This is a genomic window from Bacillus sp. JJ664 (genome assembly GCF_036962205.1).
Lineage (GTDB): Bacteria > Bacillota > Bacilli > Bacillales > Bacillaceae_G > Gottfriedia.
Map to the genome: position 1 here is coordinate 13,678 of NZ_JBALMS010000054.1, position 14,570 is coordinate 28,247.

The window sequence follows — 14,570 nt, forward strand, 5'->3', positions numbered from 1 at the left end:
TTTGAATACTCCCCGTCCCTAAAGTCAAACAGGCGTCTAAATTTCGATCTAAATAAATACGTTTCTTAGCGCAACTATCTACTCTGTTATTTCTTTGCGGCTTCACTTAGTTCTTCAAAGTCTTTTTTATTTAACGAGGTAATAGATATATCTTTATAATAGTACTTTACAATTTCATCATATAGCTTCCCTTGTTTGGCCATTTCATTTGCTCCGTACTGGCTCATTCCAACCCCATGACCATAACCCTTTGTTGTGATGATGATTTGATCGTCTTTTCTTTCCCATGAAAAATCAGTTGATCGCAGCTCTAGTTTTTCTCGAATTTCTTTTCCTGTTAGTATTGTCTTACCAAATGCTACTTGCTCTACTCTATTACTTTTTGTTCTAGAGATGACTTTTCCAACACTTGATTTAGAGGTAAGACTAATTCCTAGCTTTGTTTCGAATTCTTTTACAGAAAACGCCTTTTTGGCTATATAATTTGGTGCCACAGAATCCCACGGACTAGCCACACTTTTTAAGTATGGTAGACTATTTTTCCAGTATTCTTCGGAATTCTCTGTATAACCATTACTTGAGGAGAAGAATGAGGCTGTGATAGGTTGTCCATCGTATGTTAATATTTGACCTTCTGTAGCTTTAACAGCATCCTCAAGCTTCTTTATTTTCGAATCATAATCCGCTCCATATTTCTTTTTTAAATCGTCGCGATCCTGGAATACTTGGAATTGGACTGTATCATTTACAATCCCACCTTCGTCTAATTCAGTACCCTCTTCTAAGCGTTTAACGATAAATGTCCTTGCACTTAAGCTCTGCGCCTTTAATGCTTCAGGCTCAAATATGGCAGGCATTTCTGATGCTACAACCCCTAAAACATATTCTTCAATTGGAAGCTTTTCAACTTTTTTCGTTTTCGTTCGATAAACTGATATTTCTACTAGTTCATTTTTATTTTTACTGGCTGCCTCCACTTGATTCGCATTGTACTGTAATTGATCTGTTAATTTACCATCCGTCTGGCTATGAAACGGAAGAACTAGCAATGTTGGTAAAATAATTACGACCGAGCATGTTGTTAATCCTGCAGTAATTAATGTTTTAAATGATTTCATCCTTTTCCTCCTATCCATTTCCAAAAAAACATTCCCTGGCAATTTACATCTAATTGCCGTTCTAGAGCTAATTTATGAAGATGGACAAGCATTTAGAACAATTTTCGCAAGATGTTAGTATGTAAATATTATTCTTTTTCACTATTTTTAGAATATTTTATAGGATTTTTGCCTATAACTGTATAGTAGAAAGTTGATTAAAGTTTACATGCAAATAACTACATTCTTTTTCGGCATTATTCCTATGCATGTAAAATAAAAATGCCCGACTCCATGTGGGGAAACACATAGTGCCAGGCATTTCATCATTGTTTTTTAGTTTACGCTTGTAAGTCTTTAAGTGTTTCTTCTTCAATTGCTGTGCTTGGTTCGTTTACACGTTCAATGTCCGCTCCAAGTGCAGCAAGCTTTTCATGGAAGTTTACATATCCACGATCTAAGTGTTTTAATTCAGTTACACGAGTATAGCCGTCAACTACAAGTCCAGCAAGGATTAATGATGCTGCAGCACGTAAATCAGTTGCAGCTACTTCTGCTCCTTGAAGGTTGTTTGGTCCATGGATAATTGTAGAACGACCTTCAATTTTTATGTTTGCATTCATGCGTCTAAATTCTTCAACGTGCATGAAACGATTTTCAAATACTGTTTCAGTGATCATGCCTGTTCCATTAGCTCTTAATAGAAGTGCCATCATTTGAGATTGCATATCTGTTGGGAAGCCTGGGTGAGGCATTGTTTTAATGTCTACAGGTTTTAAATTATCCGTTCCAATCACTCGAAGACCTTCTTCTTCCTCGATAATTGTTACACCCATTTCACGCATTTTCGCTACAACTGAGCTTAAATGTTCTGGAACTGCATTTTCAATTAAAACATTACCATTCGTAATAGCCGCTGCAACCATAAATGTTCCTGCTTCTACACGGTCTGGAATAATATGATGAGTTGTACCAAATAATGTTGGTACTCCTTCAATACGAATTGTACCTGTACCTGCACCACGAACTTTTCCACCCATTGAGTTGATAAAGTTTGCAAGATCAACGATTTCTGGTTCTTTTGCAGCATTTTCAATTACTGTTGTACCTTCAGCTAAAGAAGCTGCAGACATAATATTTTCAGTTGCACCAACACTTGGGAAATCTAAATAGATTTTTGCTCCTTTTAAACGGCCATTAGTTTTTGCTTCAACAAAACCATTTCCAACCGTAATTTGAGCACCCATTGCCTCAAATCCTTTTAAGTGTTGTTCAATTGGTCTAGAACCGATTGCACAACCACCAGGTAATGCCACACGAGCATGACCGTTCCTCGCTAATAGTGGTCCCATTACAAGAATAGATGCTCGCATTTTACGAACATATTCAAATGGTGCTTCAACATGTAAATCTTTTGAAGCATCAACTGTTACTGTATTGTTTGTGAACTCAACTTCTGTATTTAAATTACGAAGAACTTCGTTAATCGTGTAAACATCAGATAGAGTTGGTACGTCATGAATTATATTTTTTCCTTCACTAGCTAGTAGCGCTGCAGCAAGAACTGGTAAGACAGCATTTTTTGCACCTTCTACACGTACAGTGCCTTGAAGCTGTTTCCCGCCACGGACAATGATTTTATCCAAGCTTTTCCCCTCCGTGTCCTATAATAGATCTATCAATATTCTACTGTTATAATCGGTGTTCCAATAATAATTGTTTTTGATTCATCAACATTGTTTTCACGAATTGCAATTTGTAAATTAATTTTTTTGCCATTTGCAACCAGAGCGTCATTCCACTGTTCAGTATATGCTGAGACAGAGACGAATGCCCCTTCTTTTATTTCTTCAATTTTTGTTGCTTTGAATGCTTCCAAAAATTCATTTTTTATACCCTGCAAAACACCTTCAAGTTTACCACCCATTGTCCCTTTAATACAAGTAAAAAAAGTAGGTTCCTCATTAAAAATATTTTCCAGTGATTGATCAATTAGAATTTTGGTTTCTTTTTCAGTTCGTTGGTCCCACTTAGTCCCAGTTAATTCATAAATAACATAACTACTATTGTCACTAGTAGATGTAACGACAAGTCTTTCTGTGACAAAAGTATGATTGGATACACCAATTATTTTATTTTTTTCTTTATCTATAGACCATTTGAAATTTTTAAAATTATTTTTATACTTTTTCATTACTTCAGTTGCCGAAGTATTTATTTTAGCTTCTCTTGCATATAAATTCCAACTTGTAATAGAAATGTCTTTTTTATTTAATACATTTGCAAAACGATTTAATTGGCCTACTCCCGACTCTGCCATACCGATTTTATTTATATTAAAGAATATTACTGAAGCAACACCAATTGTAATTAATAATAAATAGAATATTTTTTTCATAAAAAAATCCCCTCTCCTACTTTCATTTTTCACAGGTAGAGAGGGGTTTATACGATGTATCGTAACACAACTTCTGACAAATTATTTCAATAAAAATGTGAGGTTTTTTGCATACTGTAAATAATTTAAGAAAAAACTACTGACTGATGAAGAAATCGTAATTGTTAACAAGACCATAAATAGTCGAATTTGGGGAACATGACCTTTTTTCATAATACTTTCCCACTTAATCGCAGTTATTGCCCACCAAGTTAAAATAATGAATATTAAATTGACAATAATAGCTAATAAAGCCTCTGTGCCAAGTAAAGTTTTCATCATTTCCCCTCCTTTATCGATAAACTAAAAAGAAAAAGTGTAGGAGTTACCCTACACTTTCAATCATATTACATTCATTTTAAGCCTGAAAGAAATCTTTTACAATTTCTAACTGATGAAATACATCATAAGCTAAAGATGGTTTAATTCCAAGTGCAACAGTCATGATCACACAAATAATTACAACAAGGATATGCGTTTTTGGAAGAACAACTGGACGCTCTTCGCCACTTCTGAAGAATACATTTTGTAAAATTCCGAAGTAGTAAAAATAAGATATTACTGTCGTTAATAGTAAAATTCCACCAAGTACATAAAATCCTTTAACTGGAACAAAAGCCCCCATAAAGATATTTAATTTACCGATGAAACCTGAAGTTAACGGTATCCCCGCTAATGACAGAACAAAAATTGTCATTGCAATTGCTAAATAAGGATTTGTTTTAACAAGTCCAGCAAAAGCTGAAAGTGAGTCAGAACCTCTTTGCTGTTGTACATTATAAACGATTGTTAAAATACCAATTGTCATGAATGTATAAGCTAATAAGTAGAACCAAATACTTTCAAACATAAATGGTGAAATACTTAAAAATGCTACAAGTATATAACCGCCATGCGCGATACCTGAGTATGCTAACATACGTTTTAAATTGTTTTGTTTTAAAGCAATTGTATTCCCTATAATCATCGAAAGTGCAGCTAATACACCAACAACCGGCTGCATTACTTCAAATACTGATTTTTGTTGTTCCATCAGTAAAGCACCAGTGAAAATTGATAGGAATATACGTAAAACAATGATAAAACCGCCAGTTTTTGAAACTGTTGCTAAAAATGCAGTTACAGGTGTTGGTGCACCTTCATAAACATCTGGTGCCCACATATGGAACGGTACAGATGCTAACTTGAATGACAAGCCAACAAATACTAGAACGAATGCAATGATTAGTAAAAACTCATTACTACTAGCTACCCCCTGAGAAAGCGCTAGATTCATCTCTGTGATGTTTGTCGTACCAGTTAAGCCATAAGTATAGCTTAAGCCGAATAATGTTATAGCAGTTGAAATACCACCGTTGATTACATATTTAAGTGCAGCCTCTGAAGATCCTTCTCGTCTTTTTTGAATACCTACTAAAATATAAGAAGAAATTGAAAGAAGCTCTAATCCAACAAACAAGGTGATTAAATCACTGCTTGAAGCCATATACATGGTTCCAATTAATGCAGCAATAAATAATGTGTAGTATTCTGACTGCTCAGAGATTGTATGATCCCCTAAAGCAAGTAACAATACTAAAATTGCACCAATTAACAAAATTGTTTTAAAAACAAGTGAAAATGAATCAAGTTTGAATGTGCCAAATAATAAATTGACTGGTTCATGATTATATAGTGTGATAAGCCATACAAATGCTGCTACAACACTAATTAATCCTACCCAACCGATTACTTTACGACTTACGTTTTTTGGCAATACCAGTTCAAGAACTAATAGAAGAAGTGCGGCAGCTATTAGAATGATCTCTGGACCCATTGATTCCCATTGAAATTCAGATAATGCTTTCCATGTCATCTTCTATACACCTCGAATCCCTTGAATGATAAAGTCCACTGATGATAAAATCATGTCATTTACAAGAGCAGGATATACTCCAAGCCCTATAATCGCAATGACTAAAATTACCGACGCGATTGTTTCACGTTTTGATAAATCAGTAAATGATGAAACGAATTCACTATTTTTTCCAAAGCTTAGCGCAAGAATTGCTCTTAAAATATAAGCTGCTGTTAAAATAATTCCTAACGTACCTACAGCTGCAATAATTTTATGACTTTGGAATAAACCTACAAACGATAGCCATTCTCCAACAAAGCCTGATAAACCAGGTAATCCTAGTGAAGCCATACCACCGAATAATAATAATCCTGCCAATCTTGGCGTGGATTTAGCCAATCCGCTAATTTTATCAAAACTAGTTGTATCTCCACGATTTTCTAGCATACCAACAAGTAAGAATAGAAGTGCAGCTATTAAACCGTGAGAAACAGATTGAAAAATCGCCCCTTGGATTCCAGCACTATTCATTGCTGCAAGTCCGACGATCACAATCCCCATATGTGAAAAACTTGAATAAGCTAATACTGAACGTAAATCTTTTTGAGTTAATGCAATATAAGCTCCATAAAGTAAATTTACGACTCCTATGATTGCAAGAGCTACTGACATTTTATCAAATTGGTCTGGGAAAATTCCTAATGCAAAACGAATTAAACCATACGTTCCAATTTTTAATAGGATACCCGCGTGAATAATAACAACAGCAGGATTTGCCTGTGTATGCACATTCACCATCCAACGATGGAACGGGAATAATGGTAATTTGATTGCAAAAGCAATTAATAAACAAACTAGTAGTCCCATTTTTAGGTTTTCTGAAATTGGGCTAATTGTATCGTAACCAACCGGTATGATATTAGCTAAATCAGCATAATTTGTAGTGCCTGTTCGAGCGAATAATACAGCGATAACGAATAATAAAAATGCTGATCCTAATCCGTTGTAAATTAAAAATTGGTAACCAGCTCGCTCGCTATCAAATCGGCCCCATCTTCCGATTAAGAAGAACATCGGTACAAGCGTTAATTCAAAAAATAAGAAGAATAATACTAAATTTTGAGAAGCAAATACGCCATACATACCAACTTGTAGGATAAATAACAATTGATAAAAGCTTCTTGAACCTTTATTAATCGAATAACCCGCGATGACAGAAATTAGTGAGATGACACCTGTAAGTAAGATCATTACTAATGATAACCCATCTACACCAAGTTCAAATTTCACTTCAAATAATCTAGTTGACTCTGCAAAGAATTTTCCAAACGAAAACCATTCGTATGAAATATTCCAATTCTGTAAATTAGAATGATTTTGTCCAGCAATATATGTGATTGCTGTTAAAACAAATGTTAGAACTGCTGTTGCTAGAGCCCAAACCTTGTAAGAATTCTTTGGCGCAAACGTTACAAGTAGTAAACCTAAAAGAGGTGAGAAAACAACCCATAATAAAAATTGAGAACTCATCATAAGTTGTACCCCCCTGTCACAACTAATGTTAATAATATAAGGGCTAGACCTAACAATGTAATGAATCCATATGTTTGGACTTGGCCACTTTGAAGTCGAGAACCGATACTACCAACTGTACTCACAATTCCTTTTACGACAATCGCAATTCCCTCAATGACAAATCGTTCAATCGCATACATCACATGACCAATTGCAAACATTCCTTTTACAATTGTTACGTTATATAGCTCATCAACATAGTATTTGTTAAGAAGAATTTCATAGAATAACCCGTTTTCTTCTTGATCTGATTTCTTCGCTTTGCTGCCGTACATTGAGTAAGCAAGTGTAATACCCGCAAGTGATACTAACGTTGCAACAATCATAATCCAAATTGGTTCATGACTATGCTCTGTTATTGTAAATGGTACATCCTCAAGTAAAAACTCATTTAAATATCGGCCAAAGAATGGCGTATTTATATACCCTGCAAATATTGCAAGTACACCTAATAATGACATTGGAATAACCATTGACATTGGTGACTCGTGGGCACCTTTTGTTTTTTCTTCCCCAGTGAAGACTAGGAAAAATAAACGGAACATATAAAATGATGTGAAGAATGCTGCTGTTAGTGCAATGATGAATAATACATAATGTCCATTTGACCAGGCTGCAGCTAAAATTTCATCTTTACTAAAGAAGCCTGATAGTAAAGGAACACCTGTAATTGCTAGTGTACCGATTAAGAATAAAGTAGACGTCCATTTCATCTTTTGACGTAGTCCACCCATTTTGAAAATATCTTGTGTATGAACAGCATGGATTACACTACCTGCCGCTAAGAACAATAATGCTTTGAAGAAAGCATGAGTTGTTAAGTGGAAAATACTTGCAGTGTAGCCACCAACTCCAAGTGCAAGCATCATATACCCTAATTGACTTACAGTAGAATAAGCTAATACTCGTTTTATATCTCTTTGAACTAAACCGATACTTGCTGCAAAAATGGCTGTAAATCCACCAACAACTGCCACAACAGTTAATGCTGTTTCACTTGCAATAAATATTGGATAAGTAGTTGCAACTAAGTAAACCCCTGCAGCTACCATTGTTGCTGCGTGAATTAAAGCTGAAACTGGTGTTGGACCTTCCATTGCATCCGGTAACCAAGTATGAAGTGGGAATTGACCTGATTTACCCATTGCCCCAATAAAAATTAAAATGGCAATTAGTGTTAACATTCCTGTACTTACTTGTCCATCTTGGATTACTTTAAAGATTTGATCAAAATCAAAGCTCTTTGTTTTCCAAAATAAAAGTACCATCCCAATAAATAAGCCAACGTCCCCTATTCTTGTCATAATGAACGCTTTTTTTGCCGCTGCCTTCGCTTCTTCTTTATAAAAGTAAAAACCTACTAGTAAGAATGATCCTAATCCTACTAATTCCCAGAAAATATAAAGTTGTAGAATACTAGGTGATATGACAAGTGCTAACATCGCAAATGTAAATAACCCAAGGTAGGCGAAGAATACAGTTATACGCTCATCGTCTTCCATATATGCTGTGGAATAGATATGAACTAATGTACTGACAAACGTTACGATTACTAACATTAATGCGTTCAGTGCATTGACAACATATCCCACATGTACTTCTATATTACCAATTGTTAACCAAGTATATAATTCTTGTACTGTATCCCCTTGTAGACGGTCAAATAAGACGAACAAGGAGATGATGAATGAGATTCCTGTTAAAGCTGCCCCTAATACCCCACTACTTTTCTTACCTTTTGTACCTGCTAATATGAGGATTAGAAAAGAAATTAGCGGAAGTACCGGAACTAGCCAAGCATACTGCATCATCAAATTCCACCTCCTAGTTATCTTTTCAATGAATCAGCTTCATCGATATTGACAGTTTGACGATGACGATACCAAGCAATTAGTATTGCAACGCCCACAGCTGCTTCAGCAGCCGCTACTGAGATTGTAAATAATGAGAATATTTGTCCAGTTAATGATGGTGTTACACCTAATTTACTAAATGCTACTAAATTAATGTTTGCTGCATTTAACATTAACTCGATACAAATTAACACGATTACTGTATTACGTTTTGTTAATGCACCGTACAATCCGATACAAAATAAAATTAGAGCTAAAAGAAGATAAGCATTTATTGGAACTGAATTCATTCCTTTATACCCTCCTCTTTTGAATCATCAGATTTTGCTAATATAATCGCACCTACTAAAGCGATTAATAATAAAACAGACATTACTTCAAATGGCACTACATAATTCGAAAATAATTGTAAACCAATATTTTTCGTATTATTTGTTGCTAAGTCTACGTCTTGACTATCTATTGACAGTCCATTTATTCCTAAAAATATAACTACCCCAAATGCTACAACGCCAATTAACGAAGCGATATTACGCCAATTTCTCTTTGGCTTTTCGTTTTCAACATCATGCTTTGTTAACATGATTCCGAAAATCATTAGAATGGTAATTGCACCTGAGTAGATTAATATTTGTACAACGGCTACAAACTCCGCTGATAGAAGAACGTAAATCCCTGCAATGCTAATGAATGTCAAAACAAGTGAAAGCATCATATGCATAACTTTCGTTGAATTTAACATCATTACGCCACCTAAAATTGCCGCAAGAGAAAGAAGAAAAAAAGCAACTACAAAACCACTCATGCTTTATTCTCCTTTCGTATGTTTTGGTCATTTTCATCAAGCCATTGTAAATCTTTAAATAATTCATCACGTGAATATTCAGCTAGTTCAAAGTTATTTGTCATAATAATTGCTTCAGTAGGACAAACCTCTGTACATAAATCACATAAGATACAAATTTCAAAATTGATATCATATGTGTCGATAATTTTTCCTTTTTTCGTAGGATCCGGATGTTTTTTACCAGTTAATGTAATACAGTCTGTTGGACAAATTGCTGAACATTGGTTACAAACGATACATTTTTCTGGATAAAACTTTTGAATACCACGAAAACGATCTGGTAACGGAATCGATTGATTTGGATAATCATATGTTACTTTCTCGCGCGTTAAGTTTTGAAGCGTATATTTTAATCCTTTTACTAACCCAATCATGACTCACACCCCTTTAGATTGGTCTTCTAGTTTAGTAGAATAAGCTTTTCACTAAAGCTGTAATAACGATATTTGCTAATGAAACTGGTAATAGAACCTTCCAACCGAACTCCATTAATTGGTCAGCTCTTAAACGTGGGAACGTTACACGGAACCAAATTAATAAGTATAGTACTGCACTAAATTTTAGTGAGAACCAAACTGCACCTGGAATAAAGTCTAAGAACACTATTGGTTTCCATCCACCTAAAAATAGTACTGTTATTAATGAACACATTGCAAAGAAGTATACATACTCAGATAACATAAAGAATGCCCATCTGAAACCTGAGAACTCCGTATGATAACCTGCAACTAACTCAGATTCTGCTTCTGGTAAGTCAAATGGTGTACGATTTAATTCTGCAACAGCAGCAATTAAGAACACGATAAACGCAATTGGTTGAGTAACGATAAACCATACATTATCTTGTGCATTGACGATATCATTTAAATTTAAGCTTCCTGTTAATAAAATAACGCCTAGAACACTCATTACAAGTGGAATTTCATAAGAAATCATTTGTGCTGCTGCACGCATACCACCAATAAGTGAATATTTATTATTTGATGCCCAACCAGCTGTAACAACACCTACAGTTGTTAGACCAGAAACTGCAATATAATAAAGTAAGCCGACGCCAATATCTGCAAATTGTAAGTTCTCTGTAAATGGTAAAGTTGCTAAAACCATAAATGCAGGTGCAAATGCAATAATTGGTGCAAGTAAGAATAGAGGCTTATCTGCTGCTTTCGGAACTGTATCTTCTTTTAGTAAAAGTTTTAAAACGTCAGCTACTGTTTGAAGTAACCCGTATTTTCCACCTACTTGGTTTGGACCAATACGTCCTTGCATAAAACCCATAACTTTACGTTCTGATAGAATTCCAAATGTTACGAACCCTAAAACGACAAATAGAAAAATAACGCCTAAACCTAAATAAACGAGAAAATTGATCCAAGTCGGTGTACTTTGTAGTAGATTTTCAATCATTAACCGTCTACCTCCCCAAGTACAATATCAATACCACCTAAAATAGTAATTAAGTTTGCTATGTTTTCACCCTCTAATAGTTTCGGAAGGATTTGTAGGTTATAGAAAGATGGTCGTCTAAACTTCAAACGATATGGTTCTTTTTTGCCATCACTAGCGATGTAGCAACTAATTTCTCCACGAGGAGATTCAATTCTTACATAGCCTTCACCTTTAGGAGCTTTAATGATTTTAGGTACTTTCGCTAAAATATCTCCTTCTTCAGGGAACTGTGCAACGGCTTGTTCTAAAATTTTCAGTGATTCTTCAATTTCTAGCATTCTACACATATAGCGGTCCCATGCATCGCCTACAGTTCCAACTGGTACATCAAAGTCGAAACGATCGTAAATCGAATATGGTGCATCTTTACGAAGGTCATAATTAATGCCAGTACAACGAAGGTTTGCACCACTTAATGAATAATTAATAGCTTCTTCTTGTGTATAAGCGCCAACACCTTTTACACGATTAATAAAGATTTCATTCCCAGAAACAAGATCATGATATCCTTTTAACTGTTCTCTCATATATGGAATAAATTCTTCTACCTTTTCAATCCATCCCTCTGGAGCATCCCATTTCACTCCACCAACTCGCATGTAGTTAAATGTTAATCTAGCTCCACAAAGCTCGTTTAATAGGTTGATGATCATTTCGCGTTCGCGGAATGCATATAAAAATGGACTAACTGCACCTATATCTAGCAAGTTTGTACCCCACCAAACTAAGTGACTCGCAATTCTTCCTAATTCCATTGAAATAACGCGTAAATATTCTGCACGATCTGGAACCTTAATATCCATCATTGTTTCAACTGCATGGCAAAGGACATAGTTATTTGTCATAGCAGAAAGATAATCCATTCGGTCTGTATATGGAATGATTTGTGTATACTGAAGATTTTCAGCGATTTTTTCAGTGCCTCGGTGTAGATAACCGATGACTGGAGTTGCTTCTTTAATGATCTCTCCATCAATTTTTAACACAAGACGGAAAACTCCGTGTGTACTAGGATGCTGAGGTCCAACATTTAATAGCATTTCTTCCGTACGTATCATGGCTTATCTTACACCCCCTCATCAAATTGTACGTAATCTTTTCTTAACGGATATCCAACCCAAGTTTCAGGTAATAAAATACGTTCTAACTTCGGATGTCCGACGAACTCAATTCCTAGTAAATCATATGTTTCACGTTCAGGCCAGTTTGCACCTTCCCAAATCGTCGCTATACTATCAACTACTGGTTGCTCACGATCTGCTTTTACCTTTAAAGCAATACCATGCTTACGCTTATACGAATAGATGTAAGAATAAACTTCCATGTATTCCACAAAATCCGTTCCATGCAAACCTGATAAATACGTGAATTCAAGTTGTTCATTATATTTTAAGAATTTAGCTACTTTATAATAAGCATCTCTTTTAATTGTAAATGTAAGATCATGCTTAGAAAGGGTATTGATTGTTGCTTCCTCAATAACCTCAACTCCAAATTCTTTTTCTATTAAAGCTTTGACCTCATCAAGTAAAGGCTGATTGTGAGAAGGTTTTGCCTCTTCAACTGGCGCAACGTCACCATCAGTTTTACCTTTTGCTTTCGCTGCAGCTGCTGCTTTCGCCTTTGCGATTGCAATTGCCTTCGCTTTGGCTTTAGCAGCTTCATCATCAGCTCCTTCTGCAGGAGCCACTTCACCGCCGTCTGCTGCTTTTTGCTTCGCTAGGGCTGCCGCTTTTGCCTTCGCTGCTGCAACTGCTTTTGCTTTAGCTGCTGCGATTGCCTTCGCCTTTTCATCATCCGCACCTTCTGATGGTGATTCTTCTCCACCACTTGCTTTTTGTTTTGCTAATGCTGCTGCTTTTGCTTTTGCAGCTGCTACCGCTTTTGCCTTTGCCATCGCTAAGGCTTTTGCTTTATCTTCATCTGAACCTTCTGATGTAGACTCTGCATTTTCCGTTTCATTCGAGCTTTCATTTGATCCTGAAGCTTCTAAAGCTTTTTGCTTTGCTATTGCTGCTGCTTTTGCTTTTGCAGCCGCTACAGCTTTTGCCTTTGCTAATGCTAGAGCTTTATCTTTATCTTCTTCTGAAGACTCATTTGTAAGCGCTTCACTTTTTTCTTCAGCGTTCGTTTCTGCTGCCGCTTTCGCTTTTTGTTTCGCTATTTCAGCCGCTTTTGCCTTTGCTTCTGCTACTGCTTTCGCTTTAACTTCAGCAAGTGTTTTTGCTTTATCTTCATCTGATATTTCAGAAGCTTCTGTTGATGGAATCGCTCCATCAGCAGCTTCTTTTTCAGCCTTTAGTTGTTCCATTTTACGGCGAGCTGCTTCTTTTGCCTTCTCTACTGCTTCTTTCTTTAGTTGCTCTTTTGATTTTTCCTCACTCATTTATTCGTCACCTGCTTCCCAGTCTTAGCTTCGTAACGAATTTTCTCTTTTAGTTTATTGATACCATAAATTAGAGCTGCCGGATTCGGAGGACATCCTGGTATATATACATCTACAGGAATAATTTGGTCGACACCTTTTACAACCGCATATGAATTAATATATGGACCACCAGCTGTTGCACATGAACCCATTGCAATAACCCATTTCGGCTCTGGCATTTGATCATAAAGTCGTTTCACAATAGGTGCCATTTTCTTTGTAACAGTACCTGAAACAATCATTACATCTGATTGACGAGGAGATGTTCGAAAAAACGAACCAAAACGGTCCAAGTCATAATGAGATGACCCTACACCCATCATTTCAATCGCACAACAAGCTAACCCGAATGTTAATGGCCATAACGAGTTACTTCTTGCCCAAGCTTTCACTTCTTCTAGTGTTGTGAAAAAAATATTCTTTTGGAGTTCTTCCATTTCAGCAACAGAAATTCCATCTAGCTTCATAACCATTTCAACACCTTCTTCTTCCAAGCATAAATAAGTCCTAGTAGTAGCATAAGAATAAAGATGATCATTTCTACGAAAGCAAAGAATCCTAATTGATCAAATGCAACTGCCCACGGATATAAGAAAACAGTTTCAACATCAAATATTACGAATAGTAGTGCGAAAATATAATAACCAGCATGAAAACGTACTTTTGCATCATGGAATGGTTCGATACCACTTTCATAAGTCGTTTTCTTCGCTTCAGTTGGTGCATGTGGTCTTAATATTTTTCCGATAATGGAAAGTGCAACAACCGGAAGTGCAATTCCTATAATTAAAAACACAGCAACAATCACATAGTTATTTAAATAAGCATTCACGAAACTTGTCCCTCCCCTTACTACAGAGCTCTACATTATATGTTTATTATAAATATAATGTATTTTTCATTAATTTTTATAATTCAGTTTTGTAATCGTATCCATTATAACAAATGTGACAAAAACGTGTCGATAATAATTAAGAATTATTCTAAATTTGAATAGTATTTTTAAAAAACAAAATTCATGATGCTCAAATCTGAAAAATTGTATTA

General features: G+C 35.6%; 15 protein-coding genes. All 15 read right to left on the reverse strand.

The features are described 5' to 3' along the window. Nucleotides 1-86: 86 nt before the first annotated feature. Nucleotides 87-1,118 (reverse strand): stage II sporulation protein D, encoded by a 1,032-nt coding sequence (gene spoIID, locus V7056_RS10435; RefSeq protein WP_499701693.1) that lies wholly within the window; start codon nt 1,116-1,118, stop codon nt 87-89. A gap of 320 nt (nt 1,119-1,438) precedes the next feature. Continuing rightward, a complete protein-coding gene (gene murA, locus V7056_RS10440; RefSeq protein ID WP_499701695.1) occupies nt 1,439-2,743 on the reverse strand; it encodes a UDP-N-acetylglucosamine 1-carboxyvinyltransferase in 1,305 nt (434 codons plus the stop codon). 32 nt (nt 2,744-2,775) lie between these two features. Beyond that, a complete protein-coding gene (locus V7056_RS10445; RefSeq protein ID WP_499701697.1) occupies nt 2,776-3,495 on the reverse strand; it encodes a YwmB family TATA-box binding protein in 720 nt (239 codons plus the stop codon). Nucleotides 3,496-3,576: 81 nt separating this feature from the next. After that, nucleotides 3,577-3,813 (reverse strand): DUF1146 family protein, encoded by a 237-nt coding sequence (locus V7056_RS10450; protein WP_499701699.1) that lies wholly within the window; start codon nt 3,811-3,813, stop codon nt 3,577-3,579. Between the two features lie 79 nt (nt 3,814-3,892). Beyond that, nucleotides 3,893-5,389: an NADH-quinone oxidoreductase subunit NuoN gene (gene nuoN, locus V7056_RS10455; protein WP_499701701.1), complete on the reverse strand. Its 1,497-nt coding sequence runs from the start codon at nt 5,387-5,389 to the stop codon at nt 3,893-3,895. Nucleotides 5,390-5,392: 3 nt separating this feature from the next. Then, entirely contained in the window at nt 5,393-6,901 is a 1,509-nt protein-coding gene (locus V7056_RS10460; protein ID WP_499701711.1) for a complex I subunit 4 family protein, read from the reverse strand. Continuing rightward, nucleotides 6,901-8,757: an NADH-quinone oxidoreductase subunit L gene (nuoL, locus tag V7056_RS10465; RefSeq protein WP_499701702.1), complete on the reverse strand. Its 1,857-nt coding sequence runs from the start codon at nt 8,755-8,757 to the stop codon at nt 6,901-6,903. The genes V7056_RS10460 and nuoL overlap by 1 nt, the downstream gene beginning before the upstream one ends. Nucleotides 8,758-8,774: 17 nt before the next feature. Then, nucleotides 8,775-9,089, reverse strand: a complete 315-nt coding sequence (gene nuoK / locus V7056_RS10470; protein WP_088041657.1) for an NADH-quinone oxidoreductase subunit NuoK — start codon at nt 9,087-9,089, stop codon at nt 8,775-8,777. Beyond that, entirely contained in the window at nt 9,086-9,604 is a 519-nt protein-coding gene (locus tag V7056_RS10475) for an NADH-quinone oxidoreductase subunit J (RefSeq protein ID WP_499701704.1), read from the reverse strand. The genes nuoK and V7056_RS10475 overlap by 4 nt, the downstream gene beginning before the upstream one ends. Beyond that, complete coding sequence (nuoI, locus tag V7056_RS10480) at nt 9,601-10,020, reverse strand: NADH-quinone oxidoreductase subunit NuoI (protein ID WP_088001364.1); 420 nt, start codon at nt 10,018-10,020, stop codon at nt 9,601-9,603. The genes V7056_RS10475 and nuoI overlap by 4 nt, the downstream gene beginning before the upstream one ends. A gap of 31 nt (nt 10,021-10,051) precedes the next feature. Beyond that, nucleotides 10,052-11,053, reverse strand: a complete 1,002-nt coding sequence (gene nuoH / locus V7056_RS10485; RefSeq protein ID WP_499701706.1) for an NADH-quinone oxidoreductase subunit NuoH — start codon at nt 11,051-11,053, stop codon at nt 10,052-10,054. Next, complete coding sequence (locus V7056_RS10490; protein ID WP_499701708.1) at nt 11,053-12,153, reverse strand: NADH-quinone oxidoreductase subunit D; 1,101 nt, start codon at nt 12,151-12,153, stop codon at nt 11,053-11,055. The genes nuoH and V7056_RS10490 overlap by 1 nt, the downstream gene beginning before the upstream one ends. Before the next feature lie 8 nt (nt 12,154-12,161). Continuing rightward, nucleotides 12,162-13,481, reverse strand: a complete 1,320-nt coding sequence (locus tag V7056_RS10495; protein ID WP_499701709.1) for an NADH-quinone oxidoreductase subunit C — start codon at nt 13,479-13,481, stop codon at nt 12,162-12,164. Next, complete coding sequence (locus V7056_RS10500; RefSeq protein WP_088001372.1) at nt 13,478-13,996, reverse strand: NuoB/complex I 20 kDa subunit family protein; 519 nt, start codon at nt 13,994-13,996, stop codon at nt 13,478-13,480. The genes V7056_RS10495 and V7056_RS10500 overlap by 4 nt, the downstream gene beginning before the upstream one ends. Then, a complete protein-coding gene (locus V7056_RS10505; protein ID WP_088001374.1) occupies nt 13,987-14,355 on the reverse strand; it encodes an NADH-quinone oxidoreductase subunit A in 369 nt (122 codons plus the stop codon). The genes V7056_RS10500 and V7056_RS10505 overlap by 10 nt, the downstream gene beginning before the upstream one ends. Nucleotides 14,356-14,570: the final 215 nt, after the last annotated feature.

Coding starts and splice junctions, on each gene's coding strand:
- V7056_RS10500 (WP_088001372.1), bottom strand. CDS start 13,996: ATGGTTATGAAGCTAGATGGAATTTCTGTTGCTGAAATGGAAGAACTC.
- nuoK (WP_088041657.1), bottom strand. CDS start 9,089: ATGAATTCAGTTCCAATAAATGCTTATCTTCTTTTAGCTCTAATTTTA.
- V7056_RS10495 (WP_499701709.1), bottom strand. CDS start 13,481: ATGAGTGAGGAAAAATCAAAAGAGCAACTAAAGAAAGAAGCAGTAGAG.
- nuoI (WP_088001364.1), bottom strand. CDS start 10,020: ATGATTGGGTTAGTAAAAGGATTAAAATATACGCTTCAAAACTTAACG.
- nuoN (WP_499701701.1), bottom strand. CDS start 5,389: ATGACATGGAAAGCATTATCTGAATTTCAATGGGAATCAATGGGTCCA.
- nuoH (WP_499701706.1), bottom strand. CDS start 11,053: ATGATTGAAAATCTACTACAAAGTACACCGACTTGGATCAATTTTCTC.
- V7056_RS10460 (WP_499701711.1), bottom strand. CDS start 6,901: ATGAGTTCTCAATTTTTATTATGGGTTGTTTTCTCACCTCTTTTAGGT.
- V7056_RS10445 (WP_499701697.1), bottom strand. CDS start 3,495: ATGAAAAAAATATTCTATTTATTATTAATTACAATTGGTGTTGCTTCA.
- spoIID (WP_499701693.1), bottom strand. CDS start 1,118: ATGAAATCATTTAAAACATTAATTACTGCAGGATTAACAACATGCTCG.
- V7056_RS10490 (WP_499701708.1), bottom strand. CDS start 12,153: ATGATACGTACGGAAGAAATGCTATTAAATGTTGGACCTCAGCATCCT.
- nuoL (WP_499701702.1), bottom strand. CDS start 8,757: ATGATGCAGTATGCTTGGCTAGTTCCGGTACTTCCGCTAATTTCTTTT.
- V7056_RS10475 (WP_499701704.1), bottom strand. CDS start 9,604: ATGAGTGGTTTTGTAGTTGCTTTTTTTCTTCTTTCTCTTGCGGCAATT.
- V7056_RS10450 (WP_499701699.1), bottom strand. CDS start 3,813: ATGAAAACTTTACTTGGCACAGAGGCTTTATTAGCTATTATTGTCAAT.